Source organism: Actinomadura sp. RB99 (assembly GCF_014706005.1).
Lineage (GTDB): Bacteria > Actinomycetota > Actinomycetes > Streptosporangiales > Streptosporangiaceae > Spirillospora.
Map to the genome: position 1 here is coordinate 13,111 of NZ_JABMCA010000046.1, position 18,889 is coordinate 31,999.

Consider the following 18,889-nt stretch of genomic DNA (forward strand, 5'->3'; position numbering starts at 1 on the left):
AGGGGCGTGCCCGGCGCCGGAGGGGGTGGGTCTCCGGCGCCGGAACCGGGCCGGGTGTCAGGCGCGGTAGGCGGCCCACTGGTCGCTCATGCGCTGGGTCTGGCCGGGCGTGAACTCGTACATGCAGGAGTCGTAGCTGTAGTCCATGAAGTTGTGGATGGGGTCCAGGCCGGACGAGGAGCAGGTGTCGCGGCCGGTGGGGCAGCCCGAGGCGGGGCTCTGCTCGGCGGGGGTGTCGGACACCCGGTCGCCCTGGCCGCTGCAGCCGCCCTGGAACGTATGGTAAAGCCCCATCCAATGGCCGACCTCGTGGGTCGCCGTGTCACCCTCGTTGTAGTTGGTGAGCGATCCGCCGGGGACGCTCTGGTAGTGGATGACGACGCCGTCCAGCTTGGGCTTGGAGCGGTAGTCGCTGGGGAACGTGGCCCAGCCGAGGAGGCTGTCGCCCAAGTCGGCGGTGTAGAGGTTGAGGTCCTGGGCGCCGCCCGTGTGGAGCGCGTTCTTCATCGCCGTCTCGTTGCCTTCAGGGTCGGAGAACCATGCCGCGTTGTTCGTCCGTGTGATGGAGGCGAGGGTGAAGGAGACACCGCTCGGCGCATAGGCGGCGTTGAGGACGCTGAGCTGCTTGTTGAGCGTCGCGTCGGACAGCGAGCCCGTGCTGCCGCTCGTGATGACCTGGAAGTGCACGCGGACGGTGATCGAGGCGGCGGCGGCCTTGAGGCGGCCGGACGTGGCGAGCTGCCCGAGACGGTCGTGGAAGTCCTTCTCCATGGCCGCGACCTTGGCGGCACCGGGCTGGTGCCGTTCCGTGGCGTGGGAGCCGGCACGGACGCGGGCCTGCGCGGCGGACGTCTCGGAGCTGCACTTCGCGCCCGGGACGGGAGCGGAGAGGGCGGGGGCGGCGGCGGGCGCGTAGGCGGTGAACGCGGCGAGCATGCCGATGGCGGTGACGATTCCAGCGCGTTTCATGGAACTCCTTGGGGGCGGCGCGTCCGGTGACGGGCGCGCGGGGGAGCGGAGTCATCGCTGGAACCAGGGTGATTGCCGACAAGGAGTGCGTCTTTGGCAAACCTGGACGAATAGGGACGAGAAATGCTGAATGCGATGCCGTAGCGCGAGCGCCGGAATGTCAGACGGGAGGCGTAGCGTGAGCGCCGTGCCCTGGGGCCGTCGGCGTGGGCGCCGGATTGTCGGACGGACCGCGTAGCGTCGTCGCATGGACGCCGAGGACGAGGCCGAACGGATCTTGGGCGAGCTGCGCGCCCAGGCCGATCCGGTGCGGGCCGACAGCGAGAAGCGCTACCTGAAGAGCGAACTCGCGCACATCGGAGTGCCCGTCCCGGTGCTGCGGAAGATCGCCGTGTCGGCGGTCAGGGTACTACCTGCGCGCGACGAGTTGCTCGGGCTCGTGGACGCGCTGTGGACGGCGACGGACGACGGCCGTCCCATCCACGAGGCGCGCATGTCGGCCGTGGAAGTGCTGGCCAAGCGAGTGGAGTTGCTCGTCCCCGGCGACCTGGCCGTGGTCGAGCGCCTCATCCGCGACTCTGCGGGCTGGGTGATGGTGGACCAGCTCGCCGACAGGGTCGTCGGCCGCTTGATCGTCCGCTACCCCGACCTGAGCGCGGTGCTGGACGCGTGGGTCCGCGATCCCGACATGTGGATACGGCGCACGTCGCTTCTCGCGCTGCTACCGGGCGTCCGCGCCGGAACCCCCGACCTGGACCGGCTCACCAGATACGGAGACATCCTCATAGGCGAAAAGGAGTTCTTCATCCGCAAGGCACTGGGGTGGGTGCTGCGCGAACTGTCGAAGAAGGACCCCGCGTGGGTGACGGCATGGGTGGAGGCGCACATGGCCGACGTCTCCGGCGTCACGTTCCGCGAGGCCGTCCGCCGCCTGCCACCCCCCGACGCCGACCGCCTGCTCACCGCGTACAAGGCCCGCTGACCCCCGCTCGCTCACGCACCCGCGTCCCGCCAGGCCCGCCCGTGCGTCCCGCCAGGCCCGCCCGTGCTGCCCGACCGTGTTGCCCGCCCGTGACCGTCCCGCGTGCTCCGCGCTGGTGCCAATGCCGCCGTGACACGCGCCGGTCCCATCGCCGGTACCGCTTGGCTGCGCGGTGCGCTCGTGCCGCTTGGCGCTGGCGCTCGTACCGCACATCCGCCTAGCACGTCCATGTTGTGCGCTCACGCTGGACTACCCGTGCCGCGGGACGGCCAGTGCCGGACGCGGTGCTGTGCCGTTTGTGTAGTGCTCGTGCTGGAGCGCTCAGTGCTGCGCGTGGGTGCTGGGCGTCTGTGACGAGCGACTGGTGCCCGGTGATGCTGCGCAGACGTGCTGTGCGCTCGTGCTCCGTGCACGCTGGCCGCCGCTCGTGTCGCGCTCATGCTGTGCGCTCATGCTGGACTGCCCGTGTCGTGCGCTCACGCTGGGCTGCCAGTGTCGTGCACTCGTGCCGCTGGACGCTGGTGCTGGTCCGGCGATGTTGCGCTTCTGTGTCGGGCGCCGTGGTGCTGGGCCGACCGTGCCCTGCGCTGCTGGCCCCGTGGTGGTGCAGCTTGCCGTGCTGCGCGCTGCTGGTGGACTCCCGATGTTGGGGACGTCCGCGTTGGCTGACCGTCTGCCCAACGTTGCTGCCTGGCCGCGCTGGACCGGTGGTACTGCGCGCTGGTGCCAGGCCGCTGGTGCCAGGCCGCTGGTGCCGGGCGGCTGGTGCTGGGCGGCTGGTGCCGGGCCGCTGGTGTTCGGTAGCAGGCGTTGCCGCCCGTGCTGCTTGATCGTGCTGGAGCACCGGTTTCGGGCCGCTCGTTCGTTCTCATGTGGCGAGTGCCGTGCGGCCGCGCCGCCTGCTGGTGCTGGACCGCCACTGCTGTGCGCTCATGCTGCGGGCGTGCTGGCCGCTCGTGTCACACGTCCAGCACGTCTATGTCGTGCGCTCATGCTGGACTGCTCACGTTGCGCGGTCATGCTGGACTGCCCACGTTGTGCGCGCCTGCACACCGGACGCCGATGCCGGACGCCTGGTGCTATGCCGTTCGTGTAGTGCTCGTGTTGGGGCGCTCAGTGCTGCTCGTTGGTGCTGCGGGTGCGTGCTGCGTGCTGGCCGATCGTGGCGTGTGTCCGTGGCGTGGCCGGGTGGCGTGGGTCGGTGGCGGGGGCGGTGGCGTGCGTGTTGGGGGCTGGGTGGCTCGTGTTGGGGGGCTGCGGTGCGTGTGTGTTGGGCGCGCGTGCCTCGTTTGTGTGCCGTGTGTGGTGGGGTTAGCGGCGGTAGGCGGTCCAGACTTTGTGCATGCGGGCGCCCTGGCCGGCGGTGAAGGAGGTCATGCAGGTGTCGTAGCTGTAGTCCATGAAGTTGTGGACGGGGTCGTCGCCGGGGGCCGGGCAGGTGTCCTTGCCGGACGGGCAGCCGTTGGTGGGGTCGCGCTCGGCCGGGGTGTCGGACACCCGGTCGCCCTTGCCGCCGCAGCCGTCCTGGAACGTGTGGTAGAGCCCGAGCCAGTGGCCGACCTCGTGGGTCGCGCTGAACCCGCGGTTGAAGTTGTCGATCGGGCCACCGGGCATGCTGCCGTAGTGGATGGTGACGCCGTCCATCTTGGGCTCGGACTTGTACTTCCACGGGAAGGTGGACCAGCCGAGCAGGTCGCCGCCGATGCGGGCGCTGTAGAGGTTCAGCGTCCCCTTGCCGCCCTTGCGGAGCTTCGGCTTGTAGGTGCCCTCGTAGCGCTCCGGCTCGTTGAACCAGGCGGCCTTGTCGGAGCGGCTGATCGCCTTCAGGTGGAACGTCACGCGGGTGTTCGCGCCGCCGTACCGGCCGCCGTAGGACGCGTTCAGCACGCTGATCTGCCGCTTCACCACCGACGTGGGGACGTTGCCGGTGGAGCCGTCGTGCAGCACGTGGAAGTACACCGGGACGCTGATCTTGCCAGCGGCGCGCAGGTCGGTCGGGGTGGACTGGTCGTCCGGCCGGTCCATGGCGCCGAGGCCGAGGCCCCTGAGGGCCTGGCCGAGGCGCTGCTCGACGCTCGCGGACTCCGAAGGGGTGAGGGCGTTGCGCTCCCGCACGTGCGCGTCGGGCCGCCGGAGCCGGGCGTTCGACGGCGCGGCGCAGGCGTTCGGGCCGGCGGCGCGAGGCGCGTCGGGGTGTGCTCGCCCGGCCGTGGCGCCCGCTCCGGCCGGACCGGTCGGTACGGCGGGGACGAGGGCGGTGATGAGGGCGGCGGCAGCGAGCAGCTTCACGACACTCCTAGGGAGGGACTGCTGAATGCGTACGGACAGCGACTGGACACAGGGCGTTATCAAGACGTATCAGAGAGAAGTCCTGCTGCGCGTGTGATCAAGGTAAACGGATGCCGACCGTTTTCGGCCAGTCGCCCAATGTGACCGCCGTGACCCGCCCGGGCGCATCGGCCCTGGATGCGGCCCCGTAGACTGGAGTTCTTTCCAGGCCCGTGCGAAAGGCGTTGTTGGTGGCCGTAGACCAGTCCTTTGACACCGTTCTCGTCGTCGACTTCGGCGCGCAGTACGCGCAGCTGATCGCGCGGCGGGTCCGTGAGTGCCATGTGTTCAGCGAGATCGTGCCGTCCACCATGCCGGCGGCGGAGATGCTCGCCAAGCGGCCGAAAGCGATCATCCTGTCGGGCGGGCCGGCGTCGGTGTACGAGCAGGGGGCGCCGGCGGCGCCGGAGGGCCTGTTCGAGCTCGGCGTGCCGACCCTCGGAATCTGCTACGGCCACCAGGTGATGGCGCAGGCGCTCGGCGGGGCGGTGGAGAACTCCGACGTCGCCGAGTACGGCGGCGCGACCGTCGCCGTGACCTCGCCGGGGATGCTGTTCGCCGGGCTGCCGAACGAGCAGGCGGTGTGGATGTCGCACCGCGACTTCGTGCGCGAGGCGCCCGCCGGGTTCACGGTCACGGCCAGCACGGACGTGACGCCGGTCGCCGGCATGGAGGACCGGGACCGCGGCTTCTTCGGCGTGCAGTTCCACCCGGAGGTGCTGCACACCGAGAACGGCATGGAGATCCTGCGGCGCTTCCTCTACGAGGGCGCGGGCTGCCGGCCGAACTGGACGATGGTGAACATCGCGGACGAGTCGATCGAGGCCGTCCGGGAGCAGGTCGGCGGGAAGCGGGCGATCTGCGCGCTGTCGGGCGGCGTCGACTCGGCGGTGGCCGCGGCGCTCGTCCAGCGCGCCATCGGCGACCAGCTGACCTGCGTGTTCGTCGACCACGGGCTGCTGCGCAAGGGCGAGCCGGAGCAGGTCGAGAAGGACTTCGTCGCGGCGACCGGGGTGAACCTGCACGTCGTGGACGCGCAGGAGCGCTTCCTCGCCGCCTTGGACGGGGTGAGCGACCCGGAGGAGAAGCGGAAGATCATCGGCCGCGAGTTCATCCGGGTGTTCGAGGAGGCGGCCCGGGAGATCGTCGGCGAGGACGCGGCGGAGCCGGTCGAGTTCCTCGTGCAGGGCACGCTCTACCCGGACGTCGTGGAGTCGGGCGGCGGTACCGGCGCGGCGAACATCAAGTCGCACCACAACGTCGGCGGGCTGCCGGAGGACCTGCAGTTCCGGCTGGTGGAGCCGCTGCGGACGCTGTTCAAGGACGAGGTGCGGGCGCTCGGCGAGCAGCTCGGCCTGCCGTCGGAGATCGTGTGGCGGCAGCCGTTCCCGGGGCCCGGGCTCGGCATCCGGATCATCGGCGCGGTGACCCGCGACCGGCTGGACATCCTGCGCGACGCGGACGCGATCGCCCGCGAGGAGCTGACGCGGGCGGGCCTGGACCGCGACATCTGGCAGTTCCCGGTGGTGCTGCTCGCCGACGTCCGGTCCGTGGGCGTGCAGGGTGACAGCCGGACGTACGGGCACCCGATCGTGCTGCGCCCGGTGACCAGCGAGGACGCGATGACGGCCGACTGGGCGAGGCTCCCGTACGACCTGCTGCAGAGGATCTCGACGCGGATCACCAACGAGGTCCGCGAGGTCAACCGGGTCGCCGTCGACATCACCTCCAAGCCGCCGGGCACCATCGAGTGGGAGTGACCTCGGCGGCGAGGCGATAGCGCGGGAAACGTGAGGGCCCGGGTGCGATCCGCACCCGGGCCCTCACGTGTTCGCGGAGGTGTCAGACGGTCGCGGGGGCCAGGGCGGCCTCGGCGTCCAGGGTCGCGGCGGCCGCGTTGACGACCGCGGCGATCCGCAGCGCCTCCTGGACGAGCTCGCGCGACAGGCCGGCCTCGCGGACGACCTTCTCGTGCGACTCCAGGCACCGGCCGCAGCCGTTGATCGCCGACACGGCGAGGCACCACAGCTCGAAGTCGACCTTGTCCACGCCCGGCTTGCCGATGATCGACATCCGCAGCTTGGCGGGCAGGGTCGCGTACGTCTCGTCGCCGATCAGGTGCGTGGCGCGGTAGTACACGTTGTTCATCGCCATGATCGACGCGGCGCCCTTGGCGGCCTCGAACGCCTCGGCGGACAGGTGGTCGCCGGCGTCCTCGGCCAGCTCGCGGATGACGGTGGCGCTCCGGGTGGCGAGGGCGCAGGCCAGCACCGTCCCCCACAGCTGCTGGTCGGTGAGCTGCGAGGTGGAGGTGAGCGAGCCGAGGTTGAGCTTGGTGTCCTTGGCGTAGCCCGGGAGGGCGCTCTTCAGCGCGTCAACGCTCATGATGTCGAGTCCTTTCCTGCGGACGGCCGGCCGCGCGCGCGACCGGCCGTCGGGGGCCGGGGCCGGGCGTCGCGGCGCGTCGCGGCGCCGCGCGGACCGGCCGGCCGGCGGGGTGAGGCGGGTGGGATCAGGCCCCGGCCATCAGCTTGGCGGCGTCGAGGGTGTCCTCGCCCTTGTTCCAGTTGCAGGGGCACAGCTCGTCGCTCTGCAGGGCGTCGAGGACCCGGAGGACCTCCTTGACGTTCCGGCCGACGGAGCCCGCGGTCACCATGCTGAACTGGATCTCGTTGTTCGGGTCGACGATGAAGGTCGCCCGCTGCGCGACGCCGTCCTCGGTAAGAATGCCGAGGGACTCGCACAGCTCGCGCTTGAGGTCCGACAGCATCGGGAACGGGATCTCGCGCAGGTCCGGGTGGTCCTTGCGCCACGCGAAGTGGACGAACTCGTTGTCGACGGACGCGCCGAGCACCTGGGCGTCGCGGTCGGCGAACTCCTCGTTGAGGCGGCCGAACTCCGCGATCTCGGTCGGACAGACGAAGGTGAAGTCCTTGGGCCAGAAGAACACGACGCGCCACTTGCCCTCGTAGGACTTGTGGTTGATCGTCTCGAAGGCGTTGTCCGGGTCCAGCGAGACGCAGGCGGTCAGTTCGTACTCGGGGAACTGGTCACCGACAGTAAGCACGCATGCTCCTTTTGTCACGAGAAAGGGCGCGCCTCTCGCCCGGAGAGGCGTGGGAAGGCCGCCGCGGCGCAACCGGCACCCGGCGGCTGATGTCACTCAGCGTGCCCTACCGGCAAAGAAAAGAGAAATCGATCTATCGCAACAGATTGATAGGAGCTTCTTATTGGATCTCGGCAAACCCAGCCGGACCGGCACAAAGGCCCTCTCGGCGGGGTCCGGGCGGCGCCGCGAGTTGATCGAGATCACACTCGCGCTCCGAGCTGTCGACACGCTCCGTAACGGACGAGAATAGACGATCTCCGAACCGGCCCGGCATTCCGGGGCATCGCGCCCGGCCGCTCAGGACGCGCCGGTCCCTTCGAGGTGCGCCTTGAGGCGCCCGAGGGTGGTCGCGATGTTGCGGGCGTTGTGGGCGGGGCGGTCGACGGTGCCGGTCAGCGCGATCGCGATCGGGATGAGCCACAGCGGGACGCGCAGCCAGTTCGTCTCGGTGACGGTGCAGCCCCGGCCGTCGTCCCGGTGATCCGGCCCGTCGCGATGGGCTGCTCGAACGGCATGGGCGCCCCTGTCCTCCGGCGAATGTGAGCACCGATTACATCAGGGCCGCGCGGGCACCGTCAACGCCCCGCGGAGGCCGGTGCGGGTCAGCCCTGCCCGATGCCCTTCCCGAACGTGTCGAGGACCTGTTCGGCCAGCTCACCGGCGTGCTCGGCGGGCAGGAAGCCGTCGACGACCATCTGCGAGAGCCCGTAGACGAGGGCGTGCGCCGCCAGGATCACCAGCTGCGGGTCGCCCGCGCGCAGCGTGCCCGCGTTCTGCCCCGCCGCTATGAGATCGGTCACCTGCCGCTCGATCGCAAGCATGGCCTCGCGGATCTCCGGTGCCGGGTCCGCGGTGTAGACGGTGGTGCGCAGCAGCTCGAACCGGTGGGGGTGCCGCGCGGCGTACCGGACGAAGGCGTGCCCGAACGTCCACATGGCCGGACGGTCCGGACGGGCGTCCGCGAGCGCCGCCCGCTGCCACTCGCCGAAGTCCTCCAGGACACGTCCCGCGACGGCCGTGAGCAGGGCGTCCCGGTCGGCGAAGTGCCGGAACGGGGCGCCCGCCGAGACGCCGGTCCGCCGCGCCGCCTCCCGCACCGAGACGTTCGACACGCCGCCCTCGTCCAGCAGGTCGAGGGCGGTCGCGGTCAGCGCGGCCCGCAGGGAGCCGTGGTGGTAGCCCGGGCGCCGGGCGGGATCGTCGGACACCCGGGCTTGATACCACAGCGGTCGCGTCACCGGCGGCCGGCGGGACGGGTCACCAGGCGAGGTCGTCGTAGTCGGCGGCGCGGCTCAGCCAGGCGAACGCGTCGCCGTCGACGCGTCCGGGCCGGCCGTCGACGAGCTGCAGGAAGTGCTCGCCGGAGCCGTCGGCCTTGACGAAGAAGGAGTCGCCGGGCAGCCGGACGGCCGGCCCCGTGGGCCGCCCGTTCGCCGCCGACAGCGTCGCGAGGACGAAGGACGCGTCGTCGTCGGGGCCGTGCTTGGCGCCCTGGATCTGGGCCGTGGCGGTCCGCCCGTCGGGGTTGAGGACGAACACGTTGATCAGCCCGTTCACCCGCGTCCCGGTGACCTCGGCGGGGCGCAGCACGCGGGAGGACAGCAGGTCGGCGCCGGGCCGGCCGGTGTCGAGCAGCCGCAGCACCGCCTGGCCGGACGGGCCGCCGGGGGCCTGGACGAAGCCGAGGGTGCGGTTGTCGGGCGCCCACGTCGCGCTGGTGACGGACCCGCCGGTGGCGGTGCTCCAGGTCCGGTGACCGCCGGTGCGGACGTCGATGACGACGGCCTCGGGGCGCCCGCCGGCGGCGCCGACGACGGCGAGCCGGGAGCCGTCGGGGCTGGCGGCGAGGTTCTCGGGCTTGCCGAACCCCGTGTCGAGCCGGACGGTCCCGCCGGGGACCCGCTCCGGCGCCGACGGGGTGCCGTCCGCGCCCAGGGTGAGCCGGTAGAAGGCGTAGGAGTCGCCGCCCGCCTTGCCGGCGAGGAAGAACGTCCGCCCGTCGCCGGTCGCGGCCACCGCCTCGTACCGGCCGCCGAGCGAGGCCGCCTCCGTGAGGCCCTGCGCGGTGGCGTTCTCGACAACCGCGCGCCCGTCGCGGATCGCGACGACGTGCCGGGGCCCGCCGGCGCCCGCGGCGGGGCCGTCGTGAGCGGCGCGCGGGATCGCCCCGCCGACCGCGGTGCCGCCGATGATGACGGCGGCCAGCCCGGCCGCGACCGCGACGGGCACCGTCCAGGGACGGCGCCGACGCCGGGCGGACGGGACGGTGAGCGGCGCCATTGCGCCGTCCGGCATGCTCGCGGCGGCGGCGCCGAACGCGTCGCGGAGCCGGTCCTCGGTCCTGGTCATGCTTCCTCCCCGAGCAGGTCGGCGAGCGACGCGAGCGCCCGCGAGACGGTGGACCGGACCGTGCCGACACCGATTCCCATGATCTCGGCGATCTCCCGCTCGTCCAGGTCCAGGTAGTAGCGCAGCACCAGGGCCTCGCGGCGGCGCCGCGGAAGGCGCCGCAGCGCGAGGAACACCTCGCGCCGCTCCTCGCCGAGCATGGCCGCCGACTCCGCCGACCACACCGGCGGTTCGTGCGTGCGTCCCGTCCGGAACGCGAGCCTGCGCCGCCGCAGCACGGTGCGGCACTTGTTCACCACCGCGGCGCGGGCGTACGGCAGCATCCGGTCGTGGTCGGTCAGGCGGTCGATCCTGCGGTAGAGGTCGATGAAGGCGTCCTGCACGACGTCCTCGGCGGTGGCCCGGTCCCCGACGATCATCAGGGCCGTGCGGGCCAGGCCGAGCTGGTGCTCGCGGAACAGGGCCGTCAGGGCGGCGGTGGCCGCGGCGCGATCGTCCGCCTCGGAGGCGCCCGCCTCGGAGGCGTCCGCCTCGGGGACGGCGCCGGTCGCGCGGCGGGGGTGGCGCATGTTCGCCACTATGTCGGTTTCCACGCTTCTTACACTCACGAGGCGCCCGTTCGTTGCCTGCTGCGGCGCAGAGGATGGTCCGGGGCCCGTGCGACCGCCGGGTAATGTGAGGCGGCGGTTATCCATCGACGATGCGGTGATAGGGGACGGTTATCAGCAGGCCGACGGTGTCGCAGCTCCGGGCGTTCCTGGCGCTGGCCGAGCATCTGCACTTCCGGGACGCCGCCGCCGCGCTGCGGATGAGCCAGCCCGCGCTGTCGGGCTCCGTGGCCGCGCTGGAGGAGAGCCTCGAGACCCGCCTCGTCGAGCGGACGACCCGGCGGGTGCTGCTGACGCCGGCGGGCGAGCGGGTCGCGCGTCGGGCCGAGAACGTCCTGGCGGAGCTGGACCGGCTGGTCGAGGAGGTCAGGGCGGTGCGCGGGCCGCTGGTCGGGCCGCTGCGCGTCGGCGTGATCCCGACCGTCGCGCCCTACCTGCTGCCGGTGGTGCTGCCGCGGCTCGCCAAAGAGTTCCCCGATCTCGAGCTGTCGGTGCACGAGGAGCAGACCGACCACATCGTCGCCGAGCTGATGGCCGGGCGGCTCGACGTGGTGCTGCTCGCGCTGCCCGCGCCGGTCCAGGGCGTTACCGAGCTGCCCCTCTACGACGAGGACTTCGTGCTGGTCACCCCGGCGTCGTTCGATCTGGACGCCGAGGGCGTGCCGCGCGACGCGCTGAACGAGCTGGACGTGATCCTGCTGAACGAGGGGCACTGCCTGCGCGACCAGGCGCTGGACGTGTGCCGGGAGGTGGGCGCGCGGGCGCCGTCGGCGACGTACGCGACGAGCCTGGCGACGCTCGTCCAGCTGGTGTCGGGCGGGCTCGGCGTGACGCTGGTCCCGGAGACGGCGCTGCCGGTGGAGACGCGGCGGGCGCCGAACCTGTCGCTGCACCGGTTCGCCGACCCGGCGCCGTTCCGGCGGATCGGGCTGGGGTTCCGGTCGACGTCGCCGCGCGCGGAGGAGTTCGAGGCGCTGGCGGCGGGCGTCCGCGCGGCGATCGCGGAGCTCGGCACCGGTTCGCCGGGCATCCGGCCGGCCTGACGCCCCGGAATCACCGGGGCCCTGACGCCCCGGGATCACCGGGCCTCGCCTTGAGGGCGGCCTCCGCGAGGTCGCGGGCGGGGTCGCCGCGTCAGGGCGCGGTAAAGGGACGGCAGGGCGGGTCAAGTCTGCGTCAGGGGACGGCCTGGCAATCGCGATCCGCGTTCGTCTGATCACTTCGTGTCACCATGCTCGGTGTGGCGGGGTTTCCGCTCTCGCTCGGCGGCGGCCCGCGTCAACCGACCCACTGGCACGAGCGAAGCGAACCGGGGGGTGCGGGGGTCGTTCCCCCGCCCCTAGGAGGCCGCATGTCACCGAAGCTCAGCGTCGTCGTCCCGTTCCACAACACCGAGGAGTACCTGCGCGCCTGCCTGGAGTCGATCGCCGGGCAGTCGCTGCGCGACCTCGAAGTGATCATGGTGGACGACGGGTCGGACGACAACGGCGCGGTGATCGCCAAGGAGATGTGCGACCGCGATCCGCGGTTCCGGCTGCTGGCGCGCGACAACGAGGGGCCGGGGCCGTCCCGCAACGCGGGGGTGCGGCTGGCGAAGGGGGAGTACCTGGCGTTCGCCGACGCCGACGACGTCGTTGAGCGGGACGCCTACAGCAAGATGGTCGGCTCCTTGGAGCGCACCGGGTCGGACATGGCGTCCGGGAACGTCGAGCGGATGGACGCCGACCGGACGTGGCAGTCGGTGCTCCACAGCGGCGTCTTCACCGAGACCCGCCTGAAGACGCACGTGTCGTCGCACGGGCTGCTGATCCGCGACCGTACGCCGTGGAACAAGGTGTACCGGCGCGCGTTCTGGGACCGCGCGGAATTGAAGTTCCCCGCCGGCTTCTATGAGGACCCGCCCGTGACGGCGCGCGCGCACGCGCTGGCCGGTGCCGTGGACGTGCTGAGCGACACCGTCTACTACTGGCGCAAGCGGCCGGGGTCCATCACCGAGGACCGCTACGACTGGGACAACCTCTGCCAGCGCCTGCGCTCCGCGCGCGTGGTGCGGGAGGGACTGGCCTCCTACGCGCCGCAGCTCGTCGCCACCTACGACGAGCACGTGCTCGTCGACATCGAGCTGCGCGTCGTCCTCGACGCCCTCCCCAGGACCGACGACGAGAACCGCGAGGAGCTCGTCGCCATGGGCGCGGCCCTAGCGCAGGGCATCAACCCGCGCGTCATCAGGCGGCTCCCGTCGATGACGCGGCTCCAGATGCACCTGCTGTGCCGCAAGAAGCTGCCCGAGCTGATGGACGTGCTGCGGTTCGTTCAGCTCGGCAAGCACAACGACACGGCGCGGGTACGGCGCGGGCTCCGGCACCGCTGGTACGCCGAGTACCCGTTCTTCGAGGACGAGGAGTGCGGCGTCCCGCTGCACGTGTACGACGTGACCGACGAGCTGAAGCCGGCGGCGGTGATCGACCGGGCCACCTGGGTCGGCGGGCGGCTGCGGCTCGAAGGGCACGCCTACATCCGGCACCTGGACTCCTCCAGCGAGGACGGCTCCCGGATCCGGCTGTGGCTGCTCGCGTCCAACCGGCGCGGGCTGATGCGGGTGCCGATCCGGCGGGTGCGGCGGCCGGACGTGACGGCGCGGACCCGGCAGTCGGTGGTGTCCTACGACTGGTCGGGGTTCGTCGCGGAGATCGACCCGGCCGCGCTGCGGATCTTCGGCCGCTGGCGGGACGTCGACTGGATCCCGTGCGTGGAGATCGTCAACCGGGGGCTGCGGCGCCGCCGCACGTTCGCCAACCCGCGGCTCAGCGCCCGGCAGTGGCCGGACGACCAGGAGTGCGCGCCGGGCGTGCTGGTGCAGGGCGTCGCGGCGAAGCGCCGGTTCGTCGTGCAGGTGCGGCGGACGGAGGCGACGGTGGCCGGCTCGCACGTCGAGGGCGGCGAGCTGTGGCTGGACGGCTGGAGCCGCACGCCGCTCGGCGAGGACGCGCGGGTCACCGCGGTGCCGAAGGCGGGGCGCGCCACCGTGGTCGGCCCGGTCGAGCCGGCGGAGGGCGCGGCGGACGGCTGGTACGGGTTCCGCGCGAAGCTGCCGGTCGGCGCGCTCGCCCGGCATCTCGGCGACTGGGAGATCAGCCTGCCCGGCGGCGTCCGCCCGTACCTGGAGGAGGACGCGGCGGGCGCGGTCCACCCGGCCCCCTGCGGGGAGCTGGAGGTCGCGCGGACGCGGCGCAGCCAGGTCCGCGTCGTCGCGCGGGACGGCGGGCCGGTCGTGGACCGGGTGTCGTGGTCGCCTGACGGGCTGCTCCGACTATCGGGGACCTGCACGGACCCGGCGGGCCGCCCGGAGGCCCTGATCCTGCGGCGGCGGCGGTCCTGCGAGGAGCACACCGTCGCGCTGCGCTGGGAGAGCGACCGGTTCACCGCGAAGTTCGCGCCGGAGCGGATGCCGGTGCTGGGGCTGTCGCGCCCGCTGGTGTCCGGCCGCTGGGACGTGTTCGCGGCGCTCGGCGAGACGGAACGGCCCGTGGCCGTCCGGCGGCACGCCCTGCGGCGCCTGCCGGAGCCGACCGAGACGGGCCTGCACCGCGTCGATGTCCGGGTCTACAAGACCGACCTGCTCCAGCTCCACATCCAGACGGCCCTCGACGACGACGAGCGCGGCCCCTACGCGCAGGCGAGGATCCGGTCCGGGCACTACAGGCGCCACCTGAACCTGCCCGTGCGCGACCTGGCCGTGTTCGACGCGTACAAGGGACGCCAGTACGCGTGCAACCCGCGCGGCATCTACGACGAGCTTCGCCGCAGGGAACTGGACGTCGACTGCGTGTGGGTCACGGAGAACGGCCAGTTCGGCAAGCCCGCCGGTGCGCGGACCGTCCTGGCCGGTTCCCGCGAGCATTACGAGGCGCTCGCCAGGGCGCGCTACGTGTTCGGCAACTGGTCGCAGCAGGAGTGGTTCACCAAGCGCGAGGACCAGACGTACGTGCAGTGCTGGCACGGCACGCCGCTCAAGAAGCTCGGCTACGACGTCAAGAAGATGCCCTACAAGCGGACCGAGGGCATGGACTGGATGCAGCACGACGTCCCGCAGTGGGACGTGCTGCTATCGCAGAACGCGTTCTCCGTGCCGCTGTTCCGGCGCGCGTTCGGCTACCAGGGGGAGGTTCTGGAGAGCGGCTATCCGCGCAACGACATCCTGAACAGCCCGCACCGCGACGAGATAGCGACGGCGGTACGGCGGCGCCTGGGCATTCCCGAGGGCAAGCGGGTCGTGCTGTACGCGCCGACGTGGCGGGACGACTTCCACTTCGCCATCGGCAAGCGGGCGTTCCGCCTCGAACTGGACGTGGAGCAGTTCCGGAAGGCGCTGGGCCGCGACCACATGCTGCTGCTCCGCACCCACTACCTGGTGACGGACCGGCCGAAGTGGCGGCCCGGCGACTGCGTCATGGACGTGTCGGTCTACCCCGACATCTCCGAGCTGTTCCTGATCAGCGACGTGCTCGTCACCGACTACTCCTCGGCGATGTTCGACTTCGCCGTCACCGGCCGGCCGATGCTGTTCTACACCTACGACCTGGAGCGGTACCGCGACCACGTGCGCGGCTTCTACTTCGACTTCGACGCGGAGGCGCCCGGGCCGCTGCTGCGCACGTCCAAGCAGGTCGTCGAGGCGCTCGCCGAGCCGGCGGCGATCGAGTCCGGGTACCGCGGCGCGCGCGCGGCGTTCGCCGCCCGGTACTGCCCGCACGACGACGGCCGGGCCGCCGCCCGCGTCCTCGACCACGTGCTCTGACGTCCGCGCGGCGCCGTCCCGAGTGGCGCCGCGCGGATCCGCGCGCCCCACCACCCCGCAACCCCTGGAGAACCCGTGTCACCGAAGATCAGCGTCGTTGTACCGTTCCGAGCCGCCGGGGACCACCTCGCCGGATGCCTGGAGTCGCTGGCCGGGCAGACGCTGCGCGACCTGGAAGTGATCATGGTGGACGACGGGGCCGCGGACGAGGCCGCCGCCGTCGCCGAGGCGTTCGCGCGCCGCGACGGCCGGTTCGTGCTCGCCCCGCACAACGACCCGTCCGCGGGGCCGGTGCGCAACACCGGCGTCCGGTACGCCGGGGGCCGCTACCTGGCGTTCGTCGACGGCGAGGACGCGCTCCCGCCCTACGCGTACGAGCTGCTGGTCGGGACGCTGGAGTCGACCGGGTCGGACATCGCCGGCGGCAACGTCATGTGCCTCGACGACGAGGGCGTCTGGCAGTCGTGGCTGCACGCGGAGCCGTACGCGGCGGCTGCGCGGTCCACGCACATCTCCCAGCAGCCGGCGCTGCTGCAGGACCGGACCGTGTGGAACAAGGTGTTCCGCCGCTCGTTCTGGGAGGCGCACCAGTTCGAGTTCCCCGCGATGCAGTACGGCGACCTGACCGTGGCGATGGAGACGCACGTCCTCGCGTCCTCCGTCGACGTCCTCGACGCCACCGTCTACTTCTGGCGCCACCACCTGGGCGCCTACGAGCGGGAACGGCAGGAGCTCGGCGACATCATCGACCGGATGGCCGCCCTGGGGATGGTCCGCCGCGTCCTGCGCGACCGGGCGCCGGAACTGCTGCCCGCCCACGACATGTACGCGCTGGACCTGGACGTCCGCGCGCTCGTGCACGCGCTGCCCGCCGCGTCCGAGCAGGAGCGCCGCCGGCTGGTCGGCCTCGGCGCGGAGATCGTCGCGGAGGCGCACCCGGCGGCGGTGTCCGGGCTGGAGGCGATCAAGCGGCTGGAGCTGCACCTGCTCGGCGAGCGGATGCTGCCGGAGCTGCTGGAGGTGCTGCGGTTCGAGGAGGGCGGCCTGGACGAGGTCCCGCTCGTCGCGAAGGGCCGGTTCCGGCAGCGCTGGTACGCCCGCTACCCATTCTTCGGCGACCCGCACCGCGCCGTGCCCGACGAGGTGTACGACGTCACCGACGAGTTCGAGCTGTGGACGGGGGTGGAGCGGGCCGGCTGGGACGGGGACGTCCTCACGCTCGAGGGGTTCGCGCACCTCGCCCGCCTCGACGTGTCGTCGGCGCACGACTCCCGGATCCGGATGTGGCTGCGCGACGCCCGGACGGGCCAGGAGGTCCGCCTCGACGTGGAGCGGACCCGCTGCCCCGAGGCCACGGCCCGTTCCGGGCAGGCGCTGGTGTCGTACGAGTGGTCGGGGTTCGCCGTCCGGATCGACCCGGAGGCGCTCCGCGACGGCGAGGAGTGGCGCACCGCCGCGTGGGAGCTGTACGCCGAGGTGACGACGGCGGGGCACAAGGCCGTCCGGCGGGTCACCGCGGCGGCGCCGCGGGTGCGGTGGACGGCCGCGCGGCAGCTCGCCGAGCACGTCGCGGTCCAGCCGGCGGACGGCGACGAGGGGTTCGCCGTGCACGTCAAGGCGTCCCGGGCGGTGCTCACCGGGTTCCGCCGGATGGGCGACGTGCTGGAGCTGACCGGGTGGACGAACCGGGCGCTCGGCGCCGGGGCGGCGATCATGGCGGCGCGGCGGCACGGCGGGACGGAGGTGTTCGGCGACGTCACGGTCCGCCCGGCGGCGGTGACGCCGGCGGCCGAGGGGACCGGCTTCAGCTTCACCGCGACGCTGCCGCTGGACGGCCTGCTCTCGCTCCCCGAGTCCGCCGGCGACGCCCCCGATTCCGGCGCGCGCCCGGCCGTCGGCGCGGCCGGCGGACCGGCCGGCGGCCCGGCCGAAGGAGGGGAGCGCGCGCCGGACGACGCAGTGCCGCACATCGCTCCCGGCCACGCGCACCTGCTGGACGTCATCGACTGGGACATCCGGCTGAGCGGCGAGGGCGGCCCGCTCCGGCTGACCATGGCCGCGCATCTCGCCGAGGCCAGGTTCGCCTGGCGGGGCCGCGAGTTCGTCGTCACCCGCACCGCGTACGGGAACCTGCGGGGCATCGAGCGCGGCTTCCGGCCCGTGGTCACGCAGGCCGCCTGGGACGCCGAGGGCCGGCTCGCGCTCACCGGCACCTACGCCGACCCCGAGGACCGGCCCGGCCGCCTCGTGCTGCACCGCAGCCGCTCGGGCGAGGCGCACGAGGTGCCGCTGACCTGGGAGGGGAACCGGTTCACCGCCGCGTTGACGCCCGCGCGCCTGCCGGTGTTCGGGACGGACCTGCCGCTCGCCGAGGGCGCCTGGGACCTGATCGCGCCCACCCGGTCCGGGGACGTCGCCGTCGTCGCCGAGCGCGCCGGGATCCCCGCGCTGCCCGAATGGCGGCGCGTCGGGACCCACGAGTTCGAGGTCGGCGTCCACCAGACCGACGCGGTGCAGATCCACAGCCGTCCCGCCCTGTCGGAGGACGAGCGCGGACGGCACGCGCAGCGGCTCCTGCAGCAGAACGACTACCCCGTCTACCTGCGCAGCCCGCTGTCGGACGTCGTCGTGTTCGACAGCTGCAACGCGTCCCAGTACAGCTGCAACCCGCGCGCGCTCTACGAGCAGCTCGCCAAGCGCAGGCCCGACCTCGAATGCGTGTGGGTTTCGCGGGACGGCCAGTTCGCCGTCGAGGGCGAGGCACGGACCGTCCAGGCGGAAACACGGGAGCACTACCGGACGCTCGCGCGCGCACAGTACATCGTCACCAACTACGGGGCGCCGTACTGGTTCGCCAAGCGACCGGGCCAGATCTACCTTCAGACCTGGCACGGCACGCCGCTCAAGCGGCTCGGCTATGACCTGAAGGACATGCCGTACCGGCGCACCGAGAAGCTCGACTGGATACAGCGCGAAGTGCCCCGGTGGGACTACCTGCTGTCGTCCAGCCCGTTCGCCACGCAGGTGATGCGGCACGCGTTCCACTACAGCGGCGAGGTCCTGGAGACCGGTTTTCCGCGCAACGACGTCATGAGCGCTCCCGAGTGGCAGCGCGTGGGCGCGGACATCCGCAAGCGCCTCGGCATCCCCGAGGGCAAGAAGGTGGTGCTGTACGCGCCGACGTGGCGGGACGACGAACACCACACCCCGGACCGCCGCGGTTTCCACCTGGAACTGGACATCGAGGCCATGCGGCGCGCGCTCGGGGATGACCACGTCCTGCTCCTGCGCGCGCACTATCTCGTCACGGACCGCGCCCACGTCGCGTCGGACGACTTCGTCATCGACGTCACCCGCTACCCCGACATCGCCGACCTCTACATGGCGTCCGACGTGCTGGTGACGGACTACTCGTCCGCCATGTTCGACTACGCCGTCCTGGGCCGCCCGATGGTCTTCTACACCTACGACCTGGAGCGCTACCGGGACCACGTCCGCGGCTTCTACCTGGACCTGGAAGCGGAGGCGCCGGGACCGCTGGTCGCGACGTCGGAGGAGGTCGCCGAGGCCGTCCGCGAGGCGCCCGCTCTGGAGGACGTGTACAGCGGCCGGTACGACGACTTCTTCGTGAAGTACTGCCCGCACGACGACGGCGAGGCCGCGGCCCGCGTCATCGACCACGTCTTCCCTCGTTGACCCGCGGCGAGCCGCCGTCATGGGGTCCGCCATGACGGCGGCTCGCCGCG

General features: G+C 72.3%; 13 protein-coding genes. 6 read left to right on the forward strand and 7 right to left on the reverse strand.

What is annotated here, in order from left to right; genetic code table 11:
• Nucleotides 1–57 precede the first annotated feature (57 nt).
• Complete coding sequence (locus amrb99_RS32305) at nucleotides 58–969, reverse strand: zinc metalloprotease (RefSeq protein WP_190863249.1); 912 nt, start codon at nucleotides 967–969, stop codon at nucleotides 58–60.
• A 247-nt stretch (nucleotides 970–1,216) separates the two neighbouring features.
• Here amrb99_RS32305 and amrb99_RS32310 point away from each other — a divergent pair, with 247 nt between their 5' ends.
• A complete protein-coding gene (locus amrb99_RS32310) occupies nucleotides 1,217–1,951 on the forward strand; it encodes a DNA alkylation repair protein (RefSeq protein ID WP_190863251.1) in 735 nt (244 codons plus the stop codon).
• 1,311 nt (nucleotides 1,952–3,262) lie between these two features.
• Here the strand turns inward: amrb99_RS32310 and amrb99_RS32315 are convergent.
• Complete coding sequence (locus amrb99_RS32315; protein ID WP_347256946.1) at nucleotides 3,263–4,240, reverse strand: zinc metalloprotease; 978 nt, start codon at nucleotides 4,238–4,240, stop codon at nucleotides 3,263–3,265.
• Nucleotides 4,241–4,470: 230 nt separating this feature from the next.
• Between amrb99_RS32315 and guaA the strand changes: the two genes are divergently transcribed.
• Nucleotides 4,471–6,039, forward strand: coding sequence for a glutamine-hydrolyzing GMP synthase (gene guaA, locus amrb99_RS32320; protein ID WP_190863254.1), 1,569 nt, complete (start codon nucleotides 4,471–4,473; stop codon nucleotides 6,037–6,039).
• A gap of 82 nt (nucleotides 6,040–6,121) precedes the next feature.
• On the opposite strand, the gene amrb99_RS32325 is transcribed toward guaA, so the two are convergent.
• Together amrb99_RS32325 and amrb99_RS32330 are read right to left on the reverse strand one after the other, a co-directional pair.
• Nucleotides 6,122–6,664: a carboxymuconolactone decarboxylase family protein gene (locus amrb99_RS32325; RefSeq protein WP_190863257.1), complete on the reverse strand. Its 543-nt coding sequence runs from the start codon at nucleotides 6,662–6,664 to the stop codon at nucleotides 6,122–6,124.
• A gap of 127 nt (nucleotides 6,665–6,791) precedes the next feature.
• A complete protein-coding gene (locus tag amrb99_RS32330) occupies nucleotides 6,792–7,346 on the reverse strand; it encodes a redoxin domain-containing protein (protein ID WP_190863260.1) in 555 nt (184 codons plus the stop codon).
• 394 nt (nucleotides 7,347–7,740) lie between these two features.
• Here amrb99_RS32330 and amrb99_RS52660 point away from each other — a divergent pair, with 394 nt between their 5' ends.
• A complete protein-coding gene (locus tag amrb99_RS52660) occupies nucleotides 7,741–7,869 on the forward strand; it encodes a hypothetical protein (protein ID WP_277820096.1) in 129 nt (42 codons plus the stop codon).
• A gap of 121 nt (nucleotides 7,870–7,990) precedes the next feature.
• On the opposite strand, the gene amrb99_RS32335 is transcribed toward amrb99_RS52660, so the two are convergent.
• Genes amrb99_RS32335 through amrb99_RS32345 form a run of 3 tightly spaced genes read right to left on the reverse strand, consistent with a single transcriptional unit; the run spans nucleotide 7,991 to nucleotide 10,306 of the window.
• Nucleotides 7,991–8,596, reverse strand: a complete 606-nt coding sequence (locus amrb99_RS32335) for a TetR/AcrR family transcriptional regulator (protein WP_190863262.1) — start codon at nucleotides 8,594–8,596, stop codon at nucleotides 7,991–7,993.
• Between the two features lie 49 nt (nucleotides 8,597–8,645).
• Complete coding sequence (locus amrb99_RS32340; RefSeq protein ID WP_190863264.1) at nucleotides 8,646–9,737, reverse strand: hypothetical protein; 1,092 nt, start codon at nucleotides 9,735–9,737, stop codon at nucleotides 8,646–8,648.
• A complete protein-coding gene (locus tag amrb99_RS32345; protein ID WP_190863267.1) occupies nucleotides 9,734–10,306 on the reverse strand; it encodes a SigE family RNA polymerase sigma factor in 573 nt (190 codons plus the stop codon). Before amrb99_RS32345 ends, amrb99_RS32340 begins: the two co-directional genes overlap by 4 nt.
• 167 nt (nucleotides 10,307–10,473) lie before the next feature.
• Between amrb99_RS32345 and amrb99_RS32350 the strand changes: the two genes are divergently transcribed.
• From amrb99_RS32350 to amrb99_RS53395, 3 genes are all read left to right on the forward strand, one after another.
• Entirely contained in the window at nucleotides 10,474–11,388 is a 915-nt protein-coding gene (locus amrb99_RS32350) for a LysR substrate-binding domain-containing protein (RefSeq protein ID WP_347256947.1), read from the forward strand.
• A gap of 308 nt (nucleotides 11,389–11,696) precedes the next feature.
• The gene (locus amrb99_RS32355; protein WP_190863269.1) at nucleotides 11,697–15,143 is read left to right on the forward strand and encodes a bifunctional glycosyltransferase/CDP-glycerol:glycerophosphate glycerophosphotransferase; all 3,447 of its coding nucleotides are present in this window, start codon (nucleotides 11,697–11,699) and stop codon (nucleotides 15,141–15,143) included.
• Nucleotides 15,144–15,218: 75 nt separating this feature from the next.
• Nucleotides 15,219–18,839 (forward strand): bifunctional glycosyltransferase/CDP-glycerol:glycerophosphate glycerophosphotransferase, encoded by a 3,621-nt coding sequence (locus tag amrb99_RS53395; protein WP_190863271.1) that lies wholly within the window; start codon nucleotides 15,219–15,221, stop codon nucleotides 18,837–18,839.
• The last annotated feature ends 50 nt before the right edge of the window (nucleotides 18,840–18,889 follow it).